13 protein-coding genes are annotated in these 24450 nt (G+C 56.1%); 5 read left to right on the plus strand and 8 right to left on the minus strand.

Features of this window, described 5'->3' with window-relative positions:
- Positions 1–367: 367 nt before the first annotated feature.
- Entirely contained in the window at positions 368–793 is a 426-nt protein-coding gene (locus DES29_RS05120; protein WP_021995279.1) for a helix-turn-helix domain-containing protein, read from the plus strand.
- Between the two features lie 452 nt (positions 794–1245).
- On the opposite strand, the gene DES29_RS05125 is transcribed toward DES29_RS05120, so the two are convergent.
- The 3 genes from DES29_RS05125 to DES29_RS05135 form a co-directional block, all read right to left on the minus strand.
- Positions 1246–2478 (minus strand): L-lactate MFS transporter, encoded by a 1233-nt coding sequence (locus DES29_RS05125; RefSeq protein WP_021995278.1) that lies wholly within the window; start codon positions 2476–2478, stop codon positions 1246–1248.
- A 449-nt stretch (positions 2479–2927) separates the two neighbouring features.
- Positions 2928–3584 carry a LysE family translocator gene (locus DES29_RS05130; RefSeq protein WP_021995277.1) on the minus strand — a complete coding sequence of 219 codons (657 nt, stop codon included), beginning with the start codon at positions 3582–3584 and terminating at the stop codon, positions 2928–2930.
- Positions 3585–3612: 28 nt separating this feature from the next.
- Positions 3613–7533 carry a DEAD/DEAH box helicase gene (locus DES29_RS05135; RefSeq protein WP_113854541.1) on the minus strand — a complete coding sequence of 1307 codons (3921 nt, stop codon included), beginning with the start codon at positions 7531–7533 and terminating at the stop codon, positions 3613–3615.
- A 305-nt stretch (positions 7534–7838) separates the two neighbouring features.
- Between DES29_RS05135 and DES29_RS05140 the strand changes: the two genes are divergently transcribed.
- From DES29_RS05140 to DES29_RS05150, 3 genes are all read left to right on the plus strand, one after another.
- Positions 7839–10262 (plus strand): AAA family ATPase, encoded by a 2424-nt coding sequence (locus DES29_RS05140; protein WP_046446790.1) that lies wholly within the window; start codon positions 7839–7841, stop codon positions 10260–10262.
- Positions 10263–10394: 132 nt separating this feature from the next.
- Positions 10395–12650, plus strand: a complete 2256-nt coding sequence (locus tag DES29_RS05145; RefSeq protein ID WP_113854542.1) for a TonB-dependent siderophore receptor — start codon at positions 10395–10397, stop codon at positions 12648–12650.
- Positions 12651–12708: 58 nt separating this feature from the next.
- Entirely contained in the window at positions 12709–14412 is a 1704-nt protein-coding gene (locus DES29_RS05150; protein ID WP_236578944.1) for an ABC transporter ATP-binding protein/permease, read from the plus strand.
- A 98-nt stretch (positions 14413–14510) separates the two neighbouring features.
- Here DES29_RS05150 and DES29_RS05155 read toward each other — a convergent pair whose 3' ends face one another.
- The 4 genes from DES29_RS05155 to DES29_RS05170 form a co-directional block, all read right to left on the minus strand.
- Positions 14511–15530, minus strand: coding sequence for an AEC family transporter (locus DES29_RS05155; RefSeq protein ID WP_236578945.1), 1020 nt, complete (start codon positions 15528–15530; stop codon positions 14511–14513).
- A 259-nt stretch (positions 15531–15789) separates the two neighbouring features.
- Positions 15790–17670: a molecular chaperone HtpG gene (gene htpG / locus DES29_RS05160; protein ID WP_005432693.1), complete on the minus strand. Its 1881-nt coding sequence runs from the start codon at positions 17668–17670 to the stop codon at positions 15790–15792.
- Positions 17671–17952: 282 nt separating this feature from the next.
- A complete protein-coding gene (locus DES29_RS05165) occupies positions 17953–19068 on the minus strand; it encodes a porin (RefSeq protein ID WP_016474394.1) in 1116 nt (371 codons plus the stop codon).
- 189 nt (positions 19069–19257) lie between these two features.
- Positions 19258–21237, minus strand: coding sequence for an FAD-binding protein (locus DES29_RS05170; protein ID WP_113854543.1), 1980 nt, complete (start codon positions 21235–21237; stop codon positions 19258–19260).
- Positions 21238–21625: 388 nt separating this feature from the next.
- Here DES29_RS05170 and DES29_RS05175 point away from each other — a divergent pair, with 388 nt between their 5' ends.
- Positions 21626–22525 (plus strand): MerR family transcriptional regulator, encoded by a 900-nt coding sequence (locus tag DES29_RS05175; protein WP_113854544.1) that lies wholly within the window; start codon positions 21626–21628, stop codon positions 22523–22525.
- 59 nt (positions 22526–22584) lie between these two features.
- On the opposite strand, the gene DES29_RS05180 is transcribed toward DES29_RS05175, so the two are convergent.
- Positions 22585–23763 carry a Fic family protein gene (locus DES29_RS05180; RefSeq protein WP_236578946.1) on the minus strand — a complete coding sequence of 393 codons (1179 nt, stop codon included), beginning with the start codon at positions 23761–23763 and terminating at the stop codon, positions 22585–22587.
- Positions 23764–24450: the final 687 nt, after the last annotated feature.

Here is a 24450-nt window from a genome sequence, read left to right on the forward strand (position 1 = left end):
CCCCGCGTTGTGGATACCAATCCGATTCAGGCCACGCTGGGCGTCTCCGCTCAGAACGGCGCCTGGACGTTTGGTCTCAACTACGGTCTGACGGCCGGCGGCGACGATCGCATGAACAATGCCTTCAACGCCAACCTCCGTTACTCGTTCTAAAAACGCGCATCGAATTGAGGAACTTATTCCTCAGTCGTGAGCTCCAAGCCTCCGTCGGCCGTACTCCAAGGGTCGGCGGAGGCGGGTGAACAACCAATGAACTGAAGCGAGACGGACTGTATGGCAGTTCGATCCCGCCTCATATCTCGCGCCCGTCTGCCGCCTGTGCGGGGGACGGGCTTTTTTTATCTTGAATTCGGATTGCGAGGTTCAAATGCCGTTCTCAGCTCCTTCATCTCCGCCCGAAACGTCCGTGCGCAACCGGCTGCGTCCGAAGTACTGCAACCCAGCCCAGCTTCGCGGAAGCGCCGTTAAGCTCTTTGAAGCCGGATTCGGTTACGTGCGGGCTGCAAGGATGCTCAATATTCCGGCCAATACGGTGAAAGACTGGTCAAACGCTTGGAAAAAGGGCACTTTCAAAACGGAAATTTCGCCGTCGCTCTTTCGCTATAACCGCTACATCAAAGAGAAGGCTGTCCGTTTGCGGCTGACCGGCCATACCCTCAAAGAAGTGTCTGAAATGACCGGGGCATCACAGACAAGCGTGAAGCGGTGGGTAGAAGCCTATGTCGCCAAAAAAGGTCTGCAAGGATCGGTGTTTAGTTCCAGAGTGCAGGAGGACGGCGGCATTAAACAATAAGCCGCAGCTTCGGGCGAAGCGGGCCATTGCGCGGACAAAACGATTTGCGGTTGGGCGGAAAGCCGTAAGAATGCCGGCGCTTTTAAGCGCCCGAACGGCCTCTTCAAAAGCGCATTGATGCATCAAGCAGTCATAGACGGCCCCAAAGACGACGAGCCGGCTTTTCTCAGCCTTTCGGTGAGCCTCTGAAGTACTCTTCTTACGCCCCATGCGGACGGCCGATCTGAGCCGATATCGGATAGTCTACCGATGGCTGAAATCATTCCCGTCCATGCCTGACGAGGCAAACATCTGCGGTACCGCTGGAGCCGTCTATTCAGCTCATCACTATTTGAATCAAGCTGGGATTGACGGCTTCATTTTGAGTGCAGAATGCATTTCTGCTCAAGATTATTTCTGCATCAAAACGCCCCTTCGAATAAAAAGAGCGCGTTTGGCCAATAGCCCGTTCCTCAGTGTTTGGAGCTCTTCACTTTCAAGATGACGGACAGAAGAAGGGCTGCCGCCATCAAACCGGCAAAAACCAGCATCGTTTGGTGGTAGCTCCCGGTCGTTTCCTTAATGACGGATAAGAGCATCGGCCCGGCAATGCCGGCCAAAGCCCAAGCCGTCAGCATGATGCCGTGAATGGAGGAGAGCTGGCGAACACCGAACAAATCCGACAGGAAGGCCGGCATGCAGGAAAACCCGCCGCCGTAGCAGCTGATGATCGTGAGAACGAGGATATAAAAAACGGCTTCCGACGGGGTTTGGGCGAGCGCAAAGAAGGCTGCCGTTTCAATCACAAAGAAAAACACATAGGTCGCGGCACGTCCCATCCAATCGGAAAGCGTGGACCAGGCGAGTCGGCCAAGACCATTGACGATGCCGATGGCGCCCACAAGGGCGGCAGCTCCGGCAGCATTCATGCCGACGGCTTCCTGGGCCATCGGAGATGCCACGGCGAGGAGTCCGATACCGCAGGTGATGTTGGTGAAGAAAAGCCACCAAAGCGACCAAAATTCCCAGGTCTGGACGGCTTCACGGCGCGTGTACTGTCTGCCGGTTTGGGCGGCAGCGGCTTTTTTGAGTTTGTCTGATGCATCGTCGGAAAGCTTCGTGAGATCAACCGTTTCACCGGCTTTCGGAGGCATCAAATAAAGCGAGGAGAGCGTCATGACAACTGCGTAAGCCCCTCCCATGATGAGAAAGTTCGCTGATAGGCCATAGAGGGCCGTGAGCTTTTGCATCAGCGGCCCGCCGATGAGCGAAGCAAAGCCGAACCCCATAATGGCCAGGCCGGTTGCAAATCCGCGGCGAGCGGGGAACCATTTGACTAAAGTTGAAACCGGCGTGATATAGCCGATGCCGAGCCCAATGCCGCCGATAGTACCGTAAAAGAAATAGAGGAGCGCGACGCTCTTCATCGAAACGGCGAGCGCCGTGCCGGTCAGACCGGAACAGAAAAAGAGCATGGAAAGGAGGCCCGAAGCACGAGGGCCGATGCGTTCAACGAACTTGCCGAGGAACGCCGCAGACAGCCCGAGAAACAAAATGGCGATGGAAAACGCCCAGGTCGTGCTCGAGAGCGAGATGCCCATCTCTGCCATCACAGGCTTCGTCAGTACGCTCCAGGCATAGACGCTGCCGATGGACGCATGAATGCCTACAGCGGAAAGGGCAATGCCGACTCGGTTTCGCTTCATTAAATACTCCGGCTGAGCCGCAAAGAAAGCAGCATTTTTATGGGGTCTTTTGGACGGCAGAGCAGACATCAAAGCAATGGGAAAGGATCCTCTTAAAGATCGGACTTCGATGTGCCTGCTGCCGCTTGGGGGGCGAACAGATGGTTTACAAAGCCTAAAAGAGTCCGCCGTTTAAAGTCAATGACATTAGATCTTGTTTCTTTTATGTAAATGCAAAAAAAGGCGAAAATAGATATTTCAGCCTAGTTATTTTGGTGATCAAAACGCAGGAATTTTCGTATTCCGATGTCGCTCTCTGCCGGCGTTTCAGGAAGTCAGTACTTTTCTGATTGAGCGAACACCATAAACGGATGCGGGAGATAACCAGCCCAATCGCGCCGTCAGTGAGGCGGACACTAATGCTCCAAGGCATGGATCTGCGGCAGACCGCACGATGCCAACGCGAATTTTCAGCTCTTGAAAAAGGCGTTCCAAATAACACTCACGGCAAGCAGCCAGAAAAGAACGGCGCTGATGCGGTTGAGCCAGAAAGAGAACTTTGGGCCGGCGAGCCGCTTGGCGCCGGCAGCGGCGATCCAGCTGTAGCCCAAATGCACGACGAAGCAGACGAGCACAAAAAGCGCCGAAAGCATGACCGCCTGCGGGAGGTACGGCTGATCCGTGCGGATAAAGGGCGGCATCAGTGAGAGCAGGAACACAATCAGCATGATGTTGGAGGCCTGCAGAACCACGGCTCCCCAAAAAATCTTCCGGAATGTGAAGCGCTCCTGGCCGGAGCGCAGTCCCTCACGCGCGGCTGAATCACCGGCAGCGGAAAGGTCAAGCGCGCCCGAGCGCCAGCTCTGAAGGCCGAACCACACCAATACCAATGCGGAGACCACCTGAAGCACGCTGTAAGCCGCCGGGGAATTGGCTATCAGGGCGCCTAGTCCCGTAGCGGAAAGCGCTGACATTAATGAACACCCCAAACACGTGCCGAGCGGAGACGCCAAAACGCACTTCATGCCGCCGCGGAATCCGCTTGCAATCGTGTAGAGCACGCCGGATCCCGGCGTGATGCAGGCAACGAAAGAAACGAAGAGATATAGCGCGATGCTCTTGTCCATGGCTCTCGGGGTCCTTCAGGTTCGAGCGTTAAATGCCGGACGAAGAAAGCGAAAAGATAGACTTAATTTCGTCGTCTGTCAGGTCACCGATCCAGGATTCGCCGACACCGACGGCAAGGTCGGCCAACTCACGCTTTTTCTTAAGCATTTCGTTCACCTTTTCTTCAAAGGTGCCGGCTGTGATGAAGCGATAGACCACCACATCCCGTCGCTGACCGATTCGCCATGCTCGGTCCGAGGCCTGATCTTCTACAGCCGGATTCCACCAAAGGTCATAGTGAATGACGGCGGAGGCGGCTGTGAGGTTCAGACCCGTGCCGCCCGCTTTGAGCGACAAAATGAAGACTTCCGACTCCGGGTTGTTCTGGAAGGCATCTACCATTTCCATGCGCTTGGCCGCGGGCACGCCGCCATGGAGAAATTCGGGCTTGCGGCCCGTGGCATCTTCAATCCATCGAACCAGTCGTTCGCCCATTTCGCGGAACTGCGTAAAGACGAGCGCCTTGCGCCCAGACTGGCGGCAGCGGCGAAGGAGCTCGAGGAGCGCTTCAGCTTTGCCGGAGTCGGGTTTATCGACAAATTCTTTTTGGAACTGCGAGGGCGAATTGGAGATCTGCTTAAGGTTAAGAATCATGCGCAGAATCTGTCCGCGGCGTGAGAGCCGCGCCTGCGCCGCATGGAGCCTGTCGCCCGCGGCTTCCTGCTCGCGGGATTCGCGGTCAAGGGTTTCGAGCGACTCCAGATTGGCCTTGAGGCATTCTTCATAGAGCGCCACCTGCTTGGGCGTGAGCGTCGTGAAGTAGTCGACCACATTCTTTTCAGGGAGTTCATCGAGAATGCCCGGGTCCGTCTTCACGCGGCGGAGGAGAAAGGGCGACGTAATGCGGCGGAACCGGTCAATCGCTGCTCGGTCGCGATGTTCTTCAATCGGCATGACAAAATCACGTCGGAACTGCGCGGGCGACCCCAAGAGACCGGGCTCCACAATAGAAAAGATGGACCAGTACTCTGCGAGCCGGTTTTCAACCGGCGTGCCCGTGAGCGCGATGACGGAATCAGCAGGAAATTCCTGTGCGGCCTTCGCCTGGCCGGTTTTGGCGTTCTTTACCGCCTGGGCTTCGTCGAGCACCAAGAGACGGAACTGCATCTGCGAGAGCTGCGGGAGTTCGCGCTTCAAAATGCCGTAAGACGTGATGATGACGTCCGGGCGGCTATGGTCGAGCGCAAAGATCGTGCGGTCCTTGCCGTGATAGATCTGCGCAGTGAGGCCGGGCGCAAAGCGCTCAATCTCGCGCTCCCAGTTGACGAGGAGAGACGCGGGCGCGGCGATCAGAACTTTGCCGCGGTCAAGTTCTCCACGGGCTTTAAGTTCTGCAACGCAGGCAATGACCTGCACTGTTTTGCCTAGACCCATGTCGTCAGCCAAAAGGGATCCGAGCCCAAGCATGGCATTCTGAACGAGCCACGAGAAGCCGCGGATCTGATAGGGGCGAAGAACCGCATTGAGTTCCACTGGGGGCGGCAGTTCCTTGACGGCAGCCGATTCGCGAATGCGCTCAAGGAGCGCCTCGGCGGCTTCTACCCGTCGGCCGTTGGAGGACCCTGAAAGCAGGGCGCGGAGCTTGTCCCAGTTGGAAAGTTCCTTCTTCTGAGCTTCCGCCCATTCGGCCACCAAGCGGTCCAGATCTTCCTTAGTGAGGTGAAAGAGCGCGCTCCCGGAGGTGAGGAGTTCTCCCTCTTGATTGATGCGTGCGCGAAGCTCAGCGAGCGTCATGCGTTCGTCGCCCACCGCGATTTCCCAGCGGAAGTCTGCAAGCGCTGCGGCATTGAGCATGCCCTGAGTGGCCAAGCGCTTTTGCATTCTGGCATTGCCGGGCGCCGCCGCCGTGAGGACGATTTCGGGTTTTTCGATCCGCCGCATGCTCTCAGGCAGCACCGCGTCGACACCGCAGGCAGAAAGCTCCGGGAGCTCGGTAAAGAGAAAGTATTCCCAGCGGCTGCGCTCAATCCGGCTCGGCTGATCGAAGTTCGGACCGAATTCAGCAAAAAGCGGGTAATCCGCCGCCAGAAGCTTCAGGGCCTCACGAACAATGCTGTTGGGGCCTGCGCCAGCCGCACTCCCTTCAGTGCCATCCCAGTCAGCGAGCGTGAGCGGTTCACCCTTGCGCGGACCTTGCCGCGGGGGAAGACTGAGCGTGAGCTTCAGTGCGCCGTTTTCGAGTACGCCCGTCAAGAGGAGCTTGGCCGGAAGCGCCGCGCCGGCGATGGGGAGTGCGAAAAAGCCCGCCAAAACGTTTTTCAGGTCCGGCAGCGATGCGGCATTGGGAGCAAAACCCTCGCCGGTAAGCGTACTGCGCACGCGGCGCCCGACGAGGTGACGCGCTATCTCCCGGTTTCGCTTGGACGTATGCCGCATGAGCGAAGTAATGAGGAGCGTGAGCGCAAGATAAACGCCCGCATAGGGCGCGTCGGGGTGATCGCTGAGGCCGGCAAAGGCTCGGCACTGCGGTGCGAGCGGCTGCAGGGGGAGGAGCGGTCCGATTAAAGCACTCACCTGCGCGAGGAGGTTCTTTACGCCCGGCGCATTCAGTGCGGGATGCCAATAGACACACATGCCGTCGGCGGACTGATCCGCAGCGTCGGATTCGTAATGCGCCGGGGCAGGGAGCGGCAGCACAGCGCGGGCCGCCAAAATCTGCGCAGCCGCTTCAGCGAGTGCGCGCCAGACGACAAACGAGGCATCCGCCCCCGCCAGATCCCGGCGGGTCGGGATCAGAAGCGCCATGATCATGTCGCCGCTTTCCTCAGCCCAATGGACCGACTGGTCTTCCGTCTGCAGGGCAAACACTATGCGGTCCCAGGGGTGGTGCCCTGAGAGGAGCTTCAAGGAGGGGAGTTCCGCGGACGGCTCCTTCTCAATGGTGGTGAGCAGAAACCGAGTCCATTTGCTGTTGGGAGAAGCGGTACCGAGCCGCTCCTGTCGAGCCTCGCGGCGGGCGAGCATCTTCAGGGCTTCGTCCGCGGTGAGCGATGCTGCCGAGAGGAGGTTCTGCATGAAGGTTCGCGCCTCAATGTCGCCGAAAGCGCACCAGGAACGCTTAGCCTGAACAGCAGAGAGCCCAGAGGACGGCAGTGCGGAAACAATCGTGGGCGAGAGCATCGGTACGCCCGGAACCTGCCAAAGCCGCAGACGCGTGAGATTGGCCTCTGCGCCTAAGTCCGGAATATCGGCTGGCGCAATGTCTGCGCTCAGCCGAAGCGCATCGTCCTCAAGATCGGCGAAGGGGAAGGTGCCTGTGAGCGCTTCGCCCGCAGCAAAAAGCGGCTCTTGAGCATGGGCGGCCGACGCCGCGTTCGTTTGGGCTTCGGAGAGCGTTTCCGCAGCGGGACCATCTGGAGACTGAGGAGCAGCATGGTTAACGCCCTCGGCTGAAAGCGCTTCATCGGCGCTCTTTTGAAAGTCGATGCCGATAAATTTGAACCAGCGCCCCGGATCGAGCTCCAAATCATGCATGAAAGCGGCAATGAGGAGCGCGCATTCGCTCGACATCATGCCGGGATCAAATTGAATCGAGCCGGGACGGCGCATGAAAATGTCGAGCCCAGAAGCATTAATGGCTTCAAGGAGCGGCGCAGGCAGGTCGCCCGCCCGAAGGCATTCCAGAAGGCCCGGAATCTTGGCTGCAGCTTCAACGATCGGGGCGGCAGCATGCACGGCACCCGGATAGAAATGCATGGCAAGCGTATAAGGCTGTCCGCGTGAATTTTTAAGCTTCAGGCGCACTGTTCGGGTAGTGGCATCCCATTCGAGCTTAGCTCCCCGAAGCGAGGCAAGGCGCTCCTCAGCTGCTATCCAGATGCCCGGCTGGGTGTATTGGGGAAAGGATTCCGAAAACGTGCGGAACCACTCATCCGTTTCCCAACTGATGCCGCTCGTGAAGGTCGCCATGCGCGTCGTCCTATGCCTTGGTTTTGTATTTACATTTTTGCTCAGGCGCAATCGGCGTTTCAACGCACTGCCCGGCTGCTGAATCTGAAGCAAAGAGTGCAATTTTAAACCAGGCGCTTCCTCTTGGGGCCGCTCAGCGCTTTGAGTCGGGCGCATTGGCCTTCATGCTTTGATTGTCTTTATGCGTCTAAGATCGACGCAGGCGTGCAGATAATGATCTTGTCAGAAGGAAATAAATCAAAACACGGAGTGAGGAGAGACGCTCTGAGCAGTCGTCTCACCCGACATCCGGAAGGAAAAAAGCAATGCGCAAACGCAGAAGAACGTGTACCACTATTTATCTGGGCAGCAATGACAAGCGCTTTGAGTACGTTACCGACGGCAATGTCAAATTGGCTGATTCGGTCACCATTGAGCGTTGGGTTGTGCGCCTCATGGCCTGCACCAAAGCATGGATGCGGTTAGATGCCGATGGAATGCGGACGATTCACGGCACGCGTATCGAGGGGCTTCTCAATATCGAACTCCAATGGCTGGCGGAACTCACCAAGGCCCGAACCATCGAAAGTGAAGCTTTCAGCGTAGATGACGATGACGACGACGATGACGGCGACGACAAACTCAAGCTGCGTCCGCTCACGGCCCGGGCCATCGTCGCTGCTGAAAAGGATCTCGATAAGCGCTTTGCCGATTTTGAAGTCGCCGGGGAAGCGGTGACATGCGTCTGGGAGGATGAAGATTTTGGTTCGCTCGGAAAAGATATCCCGCAGCGCTTGAAGCAGCTGGGCTTTAAACGCACGGCACCGCGGGCGCTCGAATTCTGCCGAAAATTGGTCTTCGGCAATGGCGATATCTCAACAGCGGAGGCGTCTGCGGAGGACATGGTTGCCGGGCTGCCTTCCACTTTCGGCCGGAACATCCGTCTCATTGCCGAAGCTTTTGATCTGACCCGTGATGAGCTTGAAACGCTGGCCTTTCTGGCGGTCGTCAAACATTTTGCCGGACTGCGCTCTATTTGCAATGCCTATGACTATGAGCGCCGCGGACTTGACTTGGTGGTTGAAGTGCTTTCGGCCGCATTCGGCCGCAAAGTCAGCAAAACTGTTTTTTCAAAATCGAAAACATTGTGGAATACCGGACTGATCAGCGGCATTAACAGCAGGACCCCGGATTTTGAAGATCAGATTAGCTTTCTCGATGACGGGGATTTGCTCGACACCATCTTTACGATTCCGCAGACGCTCGAGGAGATGTTTGCGCATGCCGTCACCGCGGCGCCGCAGTCCATCTTGACGCTCAAGGACTTCAGCCATCAGCCGGAAATTGAATCCTACCTGCTGCCCTACCTTAAAAAAGCTTTGGCAGAGCATCGGCAGGGCGTCAACGTGCTCCTTTACGGTCCCCCGGGAACGGGCAAAACGGAGCTCGCTCGCCTGCTGGCCAAAGAAACGGGGTCGGCGCTCTTTGAAGTGAGTCCCAAAAGCGGGCCGGACAACGGTTATCGCAGCGACAAAAACAATCGCCTGACGCGGTGGCACTGCGGGGAACGACTCTTTGCCAACACGTCTCATACGATGCTTCTGCTCGATGAGGCTGATGACGTTTGCAATGCAGGACTCATTTCCGTCTTCGGCATGGCAACGACCGCCCGCACCAATAAAGCTGAGCTCAATAAGACGCTCGAGACTGCACCGGTGCCTACGATTTGGGCGTGCAATTCCACCGAGTCCATGGATCCCGCTCTGATGCGCCGATTCGATGTGGTGCTCGAAATTCCGATTCCGCCCGAAAGCGTGCGCCGGCGCATCTGCCGCAAGGCGTTTGACGGCGCCGTGTCAGAACACTTCATTGACCGCTGCGCGGCCTGCGAAGAACTGTCACCCGGCGTTGCCGCCAGAACGGCCGGCGTAGTGAAGACTTTGTCGGGCGAGGTGGATGCGGATGAAACAGCTGAAAAACTCATTAACGCTACCCTCATGGCGCAGTTCGGCAAGGAGCTCCCCGCAGCCTTAAACAATGTGTCAGACATGTACAGCACTGCGTTTGTCAATACCGACGCTGATCTTGACGCCATCGCAGAGGGACTTAAACGCACCCGTTCGGGGCGGCTTTGCCTCTACGGGGCGCCCGGGACAGGCAAGTCCGAGTATGTCCGGTGGCTGGCAGCCCGTCTGGATATGCCGCTCGTGATTAAACGCGCGAGCGACCTCTTGTCGCCCTATGTCGGCATGACGGAAAAGCTCATTGCCGCCGCGTTTCACAGTGCTCGCCAGCAGGGGGCGGTGCTCCTCATTGACGAAGCCGACTCGTTCCTTCAGGACCGAGCGAACGCTCGGGCTTCCTGGGAAGTGTCTCAGGTCAATGAGCTCCTCACCCAAATGGAAAGTTTCCCCGGCATCTTCTGCGCCACGACGAATCTCTTCAAAGAGATCGACCGTGCTTCGCTGCGCCGCTTTGATCTGAAGGCCGAATTTCGTCCCATGACGACGAAGCAGACGGTTGAATTTGCGAAATGCTGCGCGGGAAAGCTTGCTCTTGGTGAAATCAGTGCCGCGGATCTTGCCCGGCTCGAGCGGCTCGACGGACTGACCCCGGGCGATTTTGCCGCGGTTCGCCGCGGCGGGCGGTTTAATCCATTAAAGAACACGGCCGATTTCGTGACTCGGCTCGAGGGCGAAGTTGAGATGAAGGAGGAGGGCCGCAAGAAGCCGCAAATCGGTTTCTACTAATAATGGATGGACTGCAAGAGGGGATTACACAATGTAACAAATATTAATAAATGCGGCTGGGAATGATTCGTATTTGTGATAATAACATTCAGTTACGTTTGTATTCGGGATTGTATGCATTCGCAGTCCCGAATGAAATCCCTCGAACTATCAGCAAACTACAACATCATGCCTGTCCGTTATCAGACACTCTCAAAATCTGCTCTCGCCGCAGCAGTTGCAGCTGCCTGTGTTTCTTTTCCCGCATGGGCTGAGGAAGATCCGGTCGACCTCGGCGCCGTCACGATCACTGCCACTGACATCAGTACCCGAACCGAACGCAATTCGACCTATAAGTCATCTGCCATGAGTACGACTACCGGGCTGGCGCTGTCGCCTCGGGAAACACCGCAGTCGGTTTCCAACGTCACGATGACCCGAATCGAGGATGAGGGGATTACGGACATGAGTGAAGCCATGCGCAAAACCACCGGCATCACCGTTATTCAGAATTCCGGTACGACTCGCTTTCTCTCGCGCGGTTTTTATGTCGACCAGATTCAGGAAGACGGCGTTTCGTCCACAGTGAGCGGCGGCGCCAGCGGGAACCCATACCGCGACGCCCAATCGCTCACCGATCTGGCGATTTATGACCACATTGAAGTGGTCCGCGGACCGACGGGACTGACGCAGTCAAACGGAGAACCCGGCGGCACTATCAATGCAGTCCGCAAACGTCCGACAGCAGATTTTCAGGCTTCGGCGAGCGCCGAAGTCGGGAGCTGGGATACCTATCGTACCGTGGGCGACATCTCCGGAAGTCTCAATGAGGCTCAGACGCTTCGCGGCCGCTTTGTCGGCATCCTCAGCAAAAAAGGCTCCTTCAAAGATGATGTGGGCGAGCAGTCCGGCACGGTGTACGGCATTCTTGAAGCCGACATTGATGAAAACACCTTGGTGACCTTCGGCGCCATTTATCAGAAGAAATCCGAAACCCCCGATTTTTTCGGACTTCCGCTCGACGTTAACGGGAATTCACTCAACCTTCCGAAGGAAACGTATCTGGGGCTGGACTGGACAAAGAGCCACTACAACAAAACCAATCTTTTCGCCGAATTGGAGCACTACTTCAATGACGAGTGGCGCATTGTCGCCAAAGCAAATTATCTGCGCTACGACTCTGACACCGTTCTCGGGGCGCTTGTCGGTCCCGCTGCAGGCTGTGATCCCGAGCATCCGTTGGGCCAAATGAATAATCATCAAAATTATGACAATTCCGGATGGCAGGCAGCCGGGGTCCTCAATGTGAACGGCGTCTATCCGCTTTTCGGGCGCAAACATGATGTGTTTCTTACTGCCAACCTGAATCGAGAACACAGTGATTCAACCTGGCGGCGAGTTTGGGACGACACTCCTTTTGACATCACGGATTTCACCGGCAGCGAAATTGCGGAACCCGATTGGGGCAACGATTCAATTCTCAAGAATCGTACAAGCTACGACGCGGATCGAACCGATCTGGGTCTGCTGCTCGGCACCCGCTACAACCTGACGGACGAGTGGCACATTATTGCCGGCGCCCGTTATGCCAAATTCAAGTCGCGCGGGCACACATACTGGCAGATTTGGAATGGCAAGCCGGATCCCGACGGTACAACAACTTCCGAACAAACCACAACCCACCTGACGCCGTACGGCGGCGTCACATGGGATTTCGCCAAATCCTCGAGTCTGTATTTCAGCTACACCGAAATCTTCAAGCCTCAGTCGGATCGTGATGCTTCCGGAAACTTTCTCGATCCTTTGGTCGGCGAAAACTATGAACTCGGGCTGAAGTCCGAGTGGTTTGACCGCAAGCTCAACACCTCGATTGCGATCTTTCATTTGTCGCAGAAAAACCGCGCGTATTACCCCGATCCGAAGAGCGACATTGCCATTGCGCTCGGCGAAGTCGTGAGCCGCGGCGTAGAGCTTGAAGCCAGCGGGGAAATTCTGCCCGGCTGGAATGTTTTTGCCGGATACACCTTCAACACTTCATCATACGAACATGATCCTTCTAAAGAAGGCGACACCTACAGTCCCTATACAGCCAAACACATTCTGAGGGCTTATACGACCTTTGAGCTCCCCGGACCGGCCTACCGCTGGACGGTCGGGGCCGGCGCGCAGGTTCAAAGCCGAACCAAAAACACGATTAACAAATACCCCTACACGCTGGAGCAGGGCGGCTTTGTTGTTTACGACGCTTCGGTCCACTACAAAATCACCGACAAGATCAAAGCAAGCTTCATCGTCAACAATATCTTTGACCGTCGGTATTTTCTCAACGTGAACAACCGCGCCCTCAGCATGAACAGCTATTACGGTGATCCGCGCAATTTCCTGCTGCGCATCTCGGCCGAATACTGATGAACCCTCCCGCCTAGGGGACCAGAGCCCGTTATCCAATAAGGATTGCGGGCTCAGCGTGTTCCCAGCAACCGTCACCCGCCCTTCGTTTATGAATCTGCTGCGCAACTTTTACCGACTCGCCGCTCCGTTCTGGCTCACGCGTCAAAGCTGGAAAGCCTGGCTGGCTTTGGGATCTGCGATTGCATGCTCGCTCTTATTTGTTCAGGTCGTCGTCCTGGTGGCGCGATGGCAGAAGGCCTTTTTCGATGCCTTGTCCAATTTCGGCGCCAAGGAAATCCCTCAGCTGCTCCTTGAATATCTCCTTTACCTCGCGGCAATGACGGCGCTCATTGTCATTGGCAACTGGATTCTCAAGCGGCTCAAGTTTGCCTGGCGTGAGCACATGACCGTTGCGTTCGAACGCCGCTGGCTTTCTGAACATCGTCAGTATCGTCTGCAGCTCTCTGGAGAACCGGACAATCCCGATCAGCGAATTGCCGAGGACTTGTGGCTGCTCTCGGAACTGACGCTCAATCTCGTCAAAAGTTTCTGTCAGACCATGGCGCGTCTCATTTCGTTTATCGGACTGCTGTGGGCTGCCTCAGGCGTACAGAAAGCCGTCATCGGCGGAGTGGAAATAGAAATTTCCGGTTATCTCGTCTGGTGCGCTCTCGGTTTTTCCGTCGTCTCTACTTTGCTGATGCACTGGGTCGGCAATCCCTTGCGGGCGCTTAATGTGACGCGTCAGCATACGGAAGCGGACTACCGTTCTGCATTGCTGCTCATTCGAGAAAATGCTGCCGAGATCGCCTTTATGAACGGAGAAGAGACGGACCGCATGAGGCTGCGGGACGCGTTCCGGCATATTCGAAAGAATTGGCGCGCGCTGATTAAGCGGGAAGTGAAGGTCGAAACTTTTACGGCGCTGCAAATGCGGCTGACGTGGTTCATTCCCATCGCTGCAACCCTGCCGCTCTACCTGCAGAAAAGCATCACGCTCGGCGGCATGATGCAGGCTCAGACGGCATTTTCAAATGTGGTCGACGGATTCGATTGGTTCATCAACTCCTACCGCAATCTGATTCTGCTGGCCGCTGTTGTGGATCGTCTGTCCGGGTTCCAAAGCGCTATGGATAAATTGCCGGAGGCGCCCGAAAGCGAACGTGTTGATGACGCCGTGCTGAAGCTTGAAAATGTCACGCTCATGAGACCGAATGCGGGCGTCCTCGCCGCCGGCATTCAAGGCGAATTCCGCCGCCCCGGCTGGGTGCGGATCAGCGGGCCGAGCGGCACCGGCAAAACGACGCTTTTGCGAAGCATCGCCGGCCTGTGGCCTTGGCGTACCGGGAAAATCACGCTCTCGCGCGGCGCCTTTTTTGTTCCCCAGAAACCCTACCTGCCTAAAGGCACGCTGAGATCCGTTCTGAGTTACCCGAACCCTAAGGTGAAGAACGGCGCTGAGCTCAAGCGCGTATTAAGGCTGGTTGGTCTCCCTCAGCTCGAGAACGAACTCGACAAGCCCATGGATTGGGGCAAACGGCTTTCCGGCGGCGAAACACAAAGAGTGTCCGCAGCGCGGGTGCTTTTGTGCCGGCCCAAAATGGTTTTTCTCGACGAACCGACTGGTCAGCTCGACTCACGCTCAGCAGAGGCACTTTTGCGGGTGCTTCAGAGTGAACTCCCGGATACGCACTTTTTTGTCATTGCGCATCAGAATGAGGTCGATCAATTAGGCGCTCGAACGTTTGAACTTCATCCTGCAGCGGGTGCTGCCGGTTAAATGAAACAACTGCAGGGACGCGAAATGAAATTGGGGCGCCCCGAAGGATGCCTTCGAGCCGCCCCAGTTTTTTTGGAATCAGGAAGCTTCTGATCAGATCACATCAGGTAAATCGCGGTCGACATGCAGATGATTGCCATCGCAACGGAGAGCGAATTCAAATTAGCCGCTTTGCCAAGATCTCCCTCAAGGGCTGCGGTGTAAATCAGGTTCATGGCCGGAACCGGCGCAAAGGCAACCAGCACCATGGCTCGGCGAACGTCGTAATCCCAAGGCAGGCAGTACCAGAAAAAGAGTGCGAGCCCCACCTGAATCACCAGACGCACGGCGAGGATCTTCAGAATGTAAAGAAGATCCTTGAATGTCACCGACAAATTGATCGATTCGCCGATCATGATCATGCAGAGGAACGTGTTGGCGGCAGCGCCGAACCCTGTAACGGTGGTAACCACTTCGGGCAGTTTGATCTCCAAGAGGCAAAGCACCACCATAAAGAGGAAAGCGACGATCGGTCCGGAGTGGAGGAGGTTGTAGCAAATGCGCTTAGCCATTGAAAGCCAGGACGTTTTCGAACGCATGCTTTCAATGATTGCGTAGGTGCCGCCCGCGGCCATCACCGCGTTGCCGACGTCGGCCATTAAGGTCGTCACCAGTCCGCTCGTCGGGAGAAACGCCTGAACATAGGGCACGGCAAAAGGTCCGATCGAGAGGCCGCAGGTATTGAGCCGGCGAAAATCCCGTTCATCTTTATCCGCAGCACGTATCGTCCAAAGAAAGGCCACAATGAGAAAGGCGATGTTGGCGAGAAAGCCAAGGAGCGCAATCAAGGCCATTTCGCCGCCGATGGTTGTGCCGTTAAGTCCCGTAATGGTTGTGCAGGGCAGCGTCACAAACATCACCAAGCCGCTGATTGCCTGAAAAGCCTCGGGCTTTAAGACGTTGAATTTTCGCAGACACCAACCGAGCGTAATGAAGGAGATAAAGGCAACGACCTTATAAAAACTCGGATCCATGATGACGACAGTGAGCGCGCGCAGGCGCTTCGAAGAAACTAGCGGTGAGTGACAACAAACACTGAAGCGGCTTGGGTCAAGCACCGTGCCCCACGCTTTCAGCATCTCAAACTTAAGCGCATCATTATCGGCGTTTCTGCGCTCTTTTGCCTCATTCCGCCGGAGGAGGTCCGATTGACGCTGGTCACACAGCAGCATCGGCCGGAATACTGAAGCCGCCGCTAGAACGCTTGCAAAACAAACGGCTCACGTCCCAAAGCGCAAAAACCTCCGCAGAAAGGAGTCTGCGGAGGTCTCTTTGAACGAGCACGAATGAGTGTTAAACCTTATCCGTGCCGATTCACTGCTCGAACCGTGCCGGCGGTCAGCTCAGCAGCAAAGCGTTCAGCCGCTTGAGGAACCCTGACGGGTCTTTAAGCGACCCTTCTTCAGCGAGGAGCGCCTGATCGAGGAGCACTGCAGCCCATTCGCTGAATTTCGCCGGATCCGTTTCCTTGAGGGCCTTCTGCACCAGCGGATTTTCCACGTTGACTTCCAGCGTGTACTTTTCTTCCGGCACCGTCTGACCGGCGGCTTCGAGCATGCGGCGCATCTGCTGCGTGAGCATCTGATCGTGAGCGCCGACCACGCATGTGGCGGAGTCCACCAGACGAGCAGAGGCCTTCACGTCGGCAACACGGTCGCCGAGCGCGGCCTTAAAGCGCGCTACCGCAGCGTCTTCATCCGCTTTCGAAGTTTCAACGGCCTGTTCAGCTTCGCCGTCCTTCGTTTTGATGTCGCCGAGCTCGAGGTCAGCTGCCGTCGCGGAGATGAATTTCTTTCCTTCGAATTCGGTGAGTGAACCCATCATCCACTCATCGATGCGGTCCCAAAGGAGGAGCACCTCAACGTTCTTTTTCTTGAGCCCCTCAAGATAGGGCGAGCCCATCGCCGCTTCGCGGCTGCCCGCGATCAGGTAGTAGATCGCTTTCTGACCTTCGGGCATGCGCTCAAGGTACTGTTTGAGCGTGACGTTTTCGCTGCCCTCCGACGCAGTTGACGCGAAGCGCAGAAGCTTAAGCACAGCTTCGCGGTTGTCCGGATCTTCAACAACGCCTTCCTTCAACACGCGTCCGAACTGCGTCCAGAACGTGATCTCTTTCTCTCCCTCGAGTTTTTCAAACATCGAGAGGCAGCGCTTGGTCAGTGCTTTCTTCAGTTTGGCAGCCGTGCGGCTTTCCTGCAGCAGTTCGCGTGAAACGTTGAGCGGCAGATCGTTCGTATCAACGAGGCCCTTGACGAAACGGAGGTAATTGGGAAGGAACGCTTCAGCACGGTCCATGATGAACACGCGTTCTACGAAGAGCTTCAGCCCCTTTTGCACATCGCGGTTATAAAGATCATAGGGCGCCGTCGACGGGCAGAAGAGGAGCGACGTGTATTCAAGGTCGCCTTCCACGCGGTTGTGTGCCCAGCAGAGCGGATCCTGCCAGTCGTGCGTCAGGTGCTTATAGAATTCTTTGTATTGATCATCGGTCACATCTTTGGGCGGAAGCGTCCAAAGCGCCTTGGCGTCATTCACTTGAACCCATTCCGTCGTCTCGGGTTCGCCTTCTTTTTCAGCGGGCTTCGTTTCAAAGAGGTAGACGGGGACCGAAATATGGTCAGAGTACTTCGTGATCGTTTCGCGAAGCGTCCAAGGCATGAGGAATGTCTCTTCGTCCTTCTTCATGTGAAGAATGACGTCGGTGCCGCGTTCAGCACGGGTTGTGAGTTCGCTCGTGAAGGTGCCCGAACCGTCGGATTCCCACTTCACCGCTTCGTTTTCGGCCGCGCCGGCAGCACGAGATACGACCGTTACTTTGTCGGCCACGATAAAGGCCGAGTAAAAGCCCACGCCGAACTGTCCGATCTGCTGCGCATCCTTGGCCTGATCAGCGGAAAGGTGCTCGAGAAAGTCTTCCGTGCCGGACTGCGCAATCGTGCCGAGATGCTGGTTGGCCTGTTCGAGCGTCATGCCGATGCCGTTGTCGGAAATGGTGAGCGTGCCGGCCTCTTTGTCAGCACGGATTCGGACGGCAAAAGCAGGATCGCCCTGAAGGAGTTCAGGGTGCGAAATGGATTCAAACCGCAGCTTATCGATGGCGTCAGACGCGTTCGAGACAAGCTCGCGCAGAAACACCTCTTTGTTGGAGTAGAGCGAGTTGGCGAGGAGCTTAAGGAGCTTGCTCACCTTGGTTTGAAAAGCATGAACTTCTGCAGCCATTTTCTTCTTGTATCTCCGAAAAATGCTTTTGGGCGGGCTTCTCATGTATTCACGTCCTCACGCAGAGCGCCGAAAAGCCCGATCAATAGGGGCTATATGGGGACGGCTTCTTGATTTTCAAGTCCTGCGGCATAGAGATGCTGCGCTGTTCGGTCAGGGCGCATGGAAAAGAAGGCAGCGCTTCAGAAAAACGCCGTTCGAAAAAAAGCGGTCTCAACCGCAAGGGCAGACCGCTTCCAAGAGATTAATGCTCTCAAAAATGAAGCCTTGAAGGCTTATCCATCAGAACTTGTGCACGATGCCCGCGGTGAACTGATAAATATCTTCGGCAGCAGCGGGCTTCTGGGCCTCATAGGCGCTCGAATTGTTCGAATGGATCCAGCCGGCGGCCGTATAAAGCGTCGTGCGGCGGCTGAGCGAATACGTATAGCCGACGGCAGTCTGGCAGGTTTTCATCGAGATTGCGCTGTCGCGGCTCGCTTCGAAATCGCCGTACCCGAAAGAGGCCTTGAACGTACCGCCAAAGAGCGGCACATCTGCGCCGATGTTGACGCCGAAACCGTCAACGCCCGAATCCTGATGGAAGGTCGTCGTCTTCGCGGCATTCGCGTAGTTTTCGAAAATCTGTCCGTAGACAAAGAATTTTGCCCAGCCGGCGTTGTAGTTCGCGCCGAGGTTATAGGAGAACGCGTCGTCAAGCTGAGCTTCATCGGCTGCGGGCTGGGCATGGTTGATGCTTTCAATGCCGGCAGCGACCATCAGCGCTTCATTTTGATAACGCACGGCAGCGCTCAGCATGCGCTCAACGCTCGACTTCCCTTCGACGCCTTTATCGCCGTAGCTTTTCGTGTCGGAACCGAAGGAGTACTGCACCGTGGCGTCAAAGCCCGCCCATTTCGGGGTCGTGTAGGCGACGGCATTGTCAATAAATTCGTAGCCGAGCGAAACGACCTGCAGATGGCCGCCGATATCGCCCCAGCCGCAGGAGAAGGGACTCACGACGTGCCCAAAGCGGGCGTAGGGGCCGTTGCCGCCCACCATGGAGCCCATACGGCCAAAGGACAGGTAGCCGAAGGTCCCGTCGAGAAAGAGCCGGGCATCTCGGCCGAAGAGCCGGCCGTTCTGCCCCAAAGAGCCCGTGTCGGTGCCAAAACCATTTTCAAGCACAAAGCCGACCTTAAGACCATTGGCGAGGGTTTCGGTGCCTTTGATGCCAAAGCGCGAACCGATGTACTGTCCGGAAGTCATCTGCAGCGCTGCAGAATCCGAGCCGTCCGCGTTGGTGCGGTCCTGCCAGGTCAAGCCGTAGTCAAGAACGCCGTAAACCTCAATGTCTGAAGCGGCGGCAGAGACGGCTGCGCAAAGGAGCGCGGCGGCGAGGAGGGTTTGCTTCTTCATGAGCCTATTCCTTTTTTTCTGGAGACCCCCGGCCGCATGTCGCCATGAAGCTTTCGGGGGGCTGCGGTTTGTTGTTGAAAAGATGAGGAAAAAACACAAAAAAACACCCGTTCGAACGGCGCGAAGTCACGCTCGAACGAGTGCTGGGAGCCGAGGCTTATGCAGGCTTAGGCCTCAATGCGGCATGCGTTAAGCCTTGGCGAGGTGCTTCCCGACGAGACGGCCGAAGGTGACCGTGCGGCCGCAGGCCACGCCGGTAGCAAGGTTCGGGTAGGTGTTGGCGAAGAAGCCGCCCGAATCGTTGCCGATAACGTAGAGACCCGGAATGGGATTGCCGTCGGTGTCGATCGCGTTCATCGTCGTGTCAATGCGGATGCCGTCCATCGTGCAGAGGATGTAGCCCGTGTTTTTGGCGCCGTAGAAGGGTGCCTTCGTAAGCGCAGCCAGACGGTGCGGTTCTTTGCCGTAGTCTTCGTCCTTGCCGTTTTGGGCGAGCGTGTTGTAGCGCTCGACCGTGGCTTTGAGCGTCTTTTCGGGGAGACCGAGCTTGCGGGCGAGCTCTTCAATCGTGTCGGCCTTCACTACAAAGCCTTTTTCAATCAGACCCGGGAGCATCTTTTCTGCGAAGACGCTCCAGAGAATGTTGGGATCAGCGCCGTTTTCAAAGGGGTGCACGCGCGAGCACCCGTGCATCTTGAACTGCTTGGTCTGTTCGGGCCAATTGGTGTCAAAGAGCGTGTAGTGGCAGTGCCCCTTCTGATATTCGTCAGCGTGAAGAATGTTTTCGTAGGTGCCCGATTCGTTGAAGAAGCGCTTGCCGTCAGCGTTAACCTTGAGCCAAGGCTGAGAGCCGATCCAGAAGAACCCCGAATCGCCCTTCTTGGCGGTTTCGGCGCCGGTCGGCTGATCAATACGCAGCGCGCAGCGGTCAAAGAGCATCGTCGAATGGGTTTCATCCATCGCCGCACCCGCCCAAAGGCAGGCACGAATGCCGTCACCGCGTGCGCCCGGCAGACCGCCGTTGCGGCCGATGACGCGCAGATTCCAGGGCTGAAGGGCTTCGAGCATCTGGTAGTTCTGCGCGTAGCCGCCGGTGGCGACGACCACGCCCTTCTTGGCGATGTAGCGCACAAACTTGCCGTCGCCCGTTTCGGCGATGCAGCCCGTCACGCGGCCCGCCTGCTTTTCAAGCTTCACCATGCAGGTGTTGTAGTCAAAGCGGGCGCCGAGTTTCTTGGCGTAATCAACCAGCACGATGTTGCCGTTAAGCTTCTTGCCGTCTTCGGTCGTCTTGCCGGCCCAGCGAGGAGAGTGGCCGATGGCAAAGTGTTCGTAGCGGGTATGGTCGTCCTTGTCGCCTGATTCATGCCAGAGCTCGACGCCGCGTTCGGCGAGACGGTCGCCGTACCAGTCAACGACGGCGCCCGACTGCTCGCAGAAGACCTTGACGAGGTCCTGATTGATGTGGCCGGCCGCGTACTGGGTCATCATCGTCACGAAATCAAACTTATCGATCTTCGTGCCCCAGGCCTTTTGATAGCGGGAGTCGAGACCGCCCACGTCGCCGCGCACGCCGGTGCCCGTCGAGAAACGATCGATGCCGATCACCTTGGCGCCTTCTTCGGCAGCCGCGCAGACCGCAAAGAGACCGCCCGTGCCGCAGCCGACAACGAGCACATCGGTGGTATAGGTCGCGGTGATGCTCTTTTCAGCAATCTCAGGCGCCTTGCCGAGCCAATCGCCCGAATCCGCATCGGCATCGGCGCCGTTGGAGACGACTTCAACGGGGATTTCACCCTTGGCCTGCGCAATGCACTTGCCGGCGGCCTTCATGACGGCATTCGACGTGATGGAAGCGCCCGAAACGACATCAATCTGAGCGGATTGGGCCGCCATGAGCGAAGTCTTGAGTCGTTCGGCAGCCGCCTGACCGATGGACGGGGTCTCGTGGGCAACATTGAGAACGACATCCGTGATGCGGTTTTCGTCAAAGGTCATCGTAACGACGATGTCGCCGATGCCGGCTGCCTTGGCCGAATAAGTGCCCGGGATATAAAGCCCCTTGGCAGGTTTGGCGGCCAGGGCGGCTGTGGAGACGGTCGAGACGGCCAGCGTCGCGCCGCCGGCAAGACCCGTTCTCAGGAACGAACGACGAGAGAGATTCGACATGTATCTTCCTTGATGCTTCAAATATTCGTGACCTCGAAAGGCCATCGGAGGTGTTCGCAGGGAATGCGCGCTCGGCGCAGGACCGCGTCGGGTCTTCCACGGCCCAAAGCGGCTGGATGCACGCATGATGGGACTGCGAGTTGTACACAGGTCAAGCGGTAAAATACCAAACGAGATCATCGAGTCGTTCGATACAATCGAACGTAGATGACGGTGCACGTCAGTCCAAAGACGGACGGAGGACAACAAGGAATCTCTTGAATTTACTTAAAATATTGACGAACATGCGGCGATATGCTGCTCAATAGGGCGCTCGATCTGTAGACTTCGCACGCCGGAGCGCTTTTGGCCGCTAAATGTTCAGCTTTCCCGATGGAGACTATGCAACATGTCTGAAATCCCAAAGAAATCAAAGCCTATTTCAGTCAGACGGTATCGCATTGGGGACTACGCCCACTACATGGGGGTAGGGCGCGACTTTTTGAAGCATTATGAAAAATGCGGTCTCCTCAGTGCGGATCACCACGACAACGGCTACCGTCACTTTGGCTTTGAACAGTCGAGTCTCATTTTGGAATGCATGCGGCTGCGCAACTGCGGCTATACCGTCCGTGAAATGGGCGGCATGCTTCGTGATTTGTCGGGCGTGGAAGTGCGCCAATCCCTGCATGAGGCGAGGGAAGCACTCGAAAAGCGCATCAAACACACGCAGGCGATTGCGGCAGAAATCGAGCGCCTTGAGGAATGGTTCGATATCCGGCAGAGCCAGCCCGAAGATTGGGAGGTCACTTCAGCTGAAGGGCGTTACTATCTGCCGCACGCCAACGGATCCCAGTTTCTCGAGGATGAGCGGATCTATGAAATTCTGCCGCAGTGGCTCGACTGGCTCTCGGTTGTAAAGTCTTCGCTTAAGTTCAATGCGCCCGATCAGGCTGGCAACGGTTTTTCATATCAATGGGGGCTTTCCGTTGAGGCGTCAAAAGCAGAGCGCTGCGGCATACCGATCAACGGTGCTGTTCAATTCATACCGCCCGAGAAGGTGTTCGTCTATCACTTCGGCGGTCTTGGCCGGCTTAAGGTTCTCGAACGCCTTGCCAACGGCACTCATCCGCTCTTTGAAGTGCTTCAATCGCTCAATCTCCGTATCACGGGCGACTGCTTCATGAATATCTTTATGACGGCAAACCGCAAAGCGGGCGGCGAAGGCTACGGAGTATTTCGAATTCCAGTGGAGCCGAAAGCATCGCCTGACGCAAAGTCGATCGGCGAAATGAAATGCGTCATTTAAAGCATTCCCTGCAGTGAAAGCCGCTCATTAGTAATGAGTGCATTAAAACGCAGCAATCCTCACACCGTCTCCAAAGGCGGGTATTCGTGCAGGTCACTCTTTAAGAGCGCCATCAATCGGCTGTTAATGAAAAGTTTTTCTCGGCCTGCCGCAGCGGAGTGCAGAATGCCGGCTTGAGTGAGTAAATTGAGGTATTTCATTGCGGTCTGCCGTTTTGCAATACCTGCCTCAGTCAATGCGGCAATTCGACAGCAGGGACGCATAAAAATGATTTGCACTAACTCAGGCGAATAAACGCCTTTGAGCAAAGGACTCGCTTCTATAAAACAGGTTGTCTCGCGCTTTAACCTGGTAATAGCTTCAGCTTTTAGGCAGGTCCAAAGAGCGGTCTCTTCAACAGCCTGAAGCATGAAAAGAATCCAGTCCTCCCAAGCCCCTTCTTTTGTGACGTTGAGAAGAGCGGCATAGTATTTGAGTTTATGCCGGATGATATATCTTGACAAATACAGAACAGGCTGGCTGAGAAGCCCGCTCTCAGCTAAATAGAGAATATTCAGGATCCGCCCCGTACGGCCGTTCCCGTCCGAAAAAGGATGAATGGCTTCGAACTGATAGTGCGCAATCGCCATTTTGACCAGCGGATCCATTTCGCTTGGTGAATGCAGGAATTCGACAAGGTTGTGCAATTTTTCCAAAATAAGCGCTTCTCCAGCGGGCGGCGTATAAATTACCTGACCGGAAGAAGCTGACGCAATGCAGGTTCCGTTAAGTTTTCTTACGGACACCTTTGAGCCGCGCAGCGTTCTTGAGACGGCAGTCATCGTCCGCAAAGAAAGCGGACAACGCTTCAGACTGTCCATTCCTTTCCAAAGTGCCTGCCGATACCGCAGCACCTCTTTGGCGGCATCATCTGCCTGCGAGTCTGCATCTAGATACTTGAACAGGTTGTCCGTCGCCGCAGCGATATTTTCAATTACGCTTGAAGCTTGGGCTTCCAGAACAGGAATAATTTGGACAAAGATCTCCTTCTCTGGGAGAAGCCTCACCGTCTGATGAAGGCGCTCTAGAGCCACGCGGGATTGGGTTGTCTGGCGGAAGATCTTTGCCGTCTCCCTAAATGGAGGCGGAAGCTCCGGAAGATTGTTATAGGGGCTGGCAGGTTTCCACATGGCAGTTTGATGTTTAAAAAGGATCAGACCTTCGACAAGAGGCCTTTTATATGTCGAAAATTGGAGCATCCATGAACATATCCGCGGTCATCTGTCGATGCCATCGACAGATGACCGGCAATCTGTCGAAAAAAACGCAAATCATCGACAGGTCGTTCAAAGCGGAGCGGCTTACCGGATGCCGTCAATCCTGATCGTGCATCGATGTCATTATGCAATTGGCGCTTCGTCGCAGCAGCATGTCAGCACATGACTCGAACAATTCGCGGCGCGGATTTCGAAGAGAGGGCAATGGCAGAGAGCCGCTGCAATGCGCTGGTCGTTACCGCCCGGCATCTTTTCACTGCCGCTCATAGAAGTATTGTTCATTAAACCGGAGGAATTGTTCAAAAGCTTTGAGAGAGAACAGCGTTTAGACACAATAAAGACATAATGCTCATGCCGAATAGAACTTCGAATGGCCGACGGTATGACTGCCAGCTGTCCCTCTCTAATATTGGCTTTGGTCTTCTCAAACGCCGCGAGACGGCCCGATCGTTCTCGAATGACTCGTTCAGCCTGTTTTTCATCGCCAAAGAATGAGCCTGCCCGGAATAATACTGTTTGAGCAGAGCCTCGCACATCAAAGCGCTTAACGGTTATGCCTTCGGCATCAAGCCGTTCTTTTGCCGCATCCGGATTGAATCCCCTTTAATCATTGAGCTCCAATACGAGCATGCATCCGCCTTATAAGACGGCATCAGCACTTACGCGGGC

The sequence above is a fragment of the Sutterella wadsworthensis genome, assembly GCF_003315195.1.
GTDB lineage: Bacteria > Pseudomonadota > Gammaproteobacteria > Burkholderiales > Burkholderiaceae_F > Sutterella > Sutterella wadsworthensis.

Bases quoted from the DNA above. Each gene is read 5' to 3' on its own strand.
- DES29_RS05120 (WP_021995279.1), top strand. From the start codon at position 368: ATGCCGTTCTCAGCTCCTTCATCTCCGCCCGAAACGTCCGTGCGCAAC.
- DES29_RS05125 (WP_021995278.1), bottom strand. From the start codon at position 2,478: ATGAAGCGAAACCGAGTCGGCATTGCCCTTTCCGCTGTAGGCATTCAT.
- DES29_RS05130 (WP_021995277.1), bottom strand. From the start codon at position 3,584: ATGGACAAGAGCATCGCGCTATATCTCTTCGTTTCTTTCGTTGCCTGC.
- DES29_RS05135 (WP_113854541.1), bottom strand. From the start codon at position 7,533: ATGGCGACCTTCACGAGCGGCATCAGTTGGGAAACGGATGAGTGGTTC.
- DES29_RS05140 (WP_046446790.1), top strand. From the start codon at position 7,839: ATGCGCAAACGCAGAAGAACGTGTACCACTATTTATCTGGGCAGCAAT.
- DES29_RS05145 (WP_113854542.1), top strand. From the start codon at position 10,395: ATGAAATCCCTCGAACTATCAGCAAACTACAACATCATGCCTGTCCGT.
- DES29_RS05155 (WP_236578945.1), bottom strand. From the start codon at position 15,530: ATGCTGAAAGCGTGGGGCACGGTGCTTGACCCAAGCCGCTTCAGTGTT.
- htpG (WP_005432693.1), bottom strand. From the start codon at position 17,670: ATGGCTGCAGAAGTTCATGCTTTTCAAACCAAGGTGAGCAAGCTCCTT.
- DES29_RS05165 (WP_016474394.1), bottom strand. From the start codon at position 19,068: ATGAAGAAGCAAACCCTCCTCGCCGCCGCGCTCCTTTGCGCAGCCGTC.
- DES29_RS05170 (WP_113854543.1), bottom strand. From the start codon at position 21,237: ATGTCGAATCTCTCTCGTCGTTCGTTCCTGAGAACGGGTCTTGCCGGC.
- DES29_RS05175 (WP_113854544.1), top strand. From the start codon at position 21,626: ATGTCTGAAATCCCAAAGAAATCAAAGCCTATTTCAGTCAGACGGTAT.
- DES29_RS05180 (WP_236578946.1), bottom strand. From the start codon at position 23,763: ATGCTCCAATTTTCGACATATAAAAGGCCTCTTGTCGAAGGTCTGATC.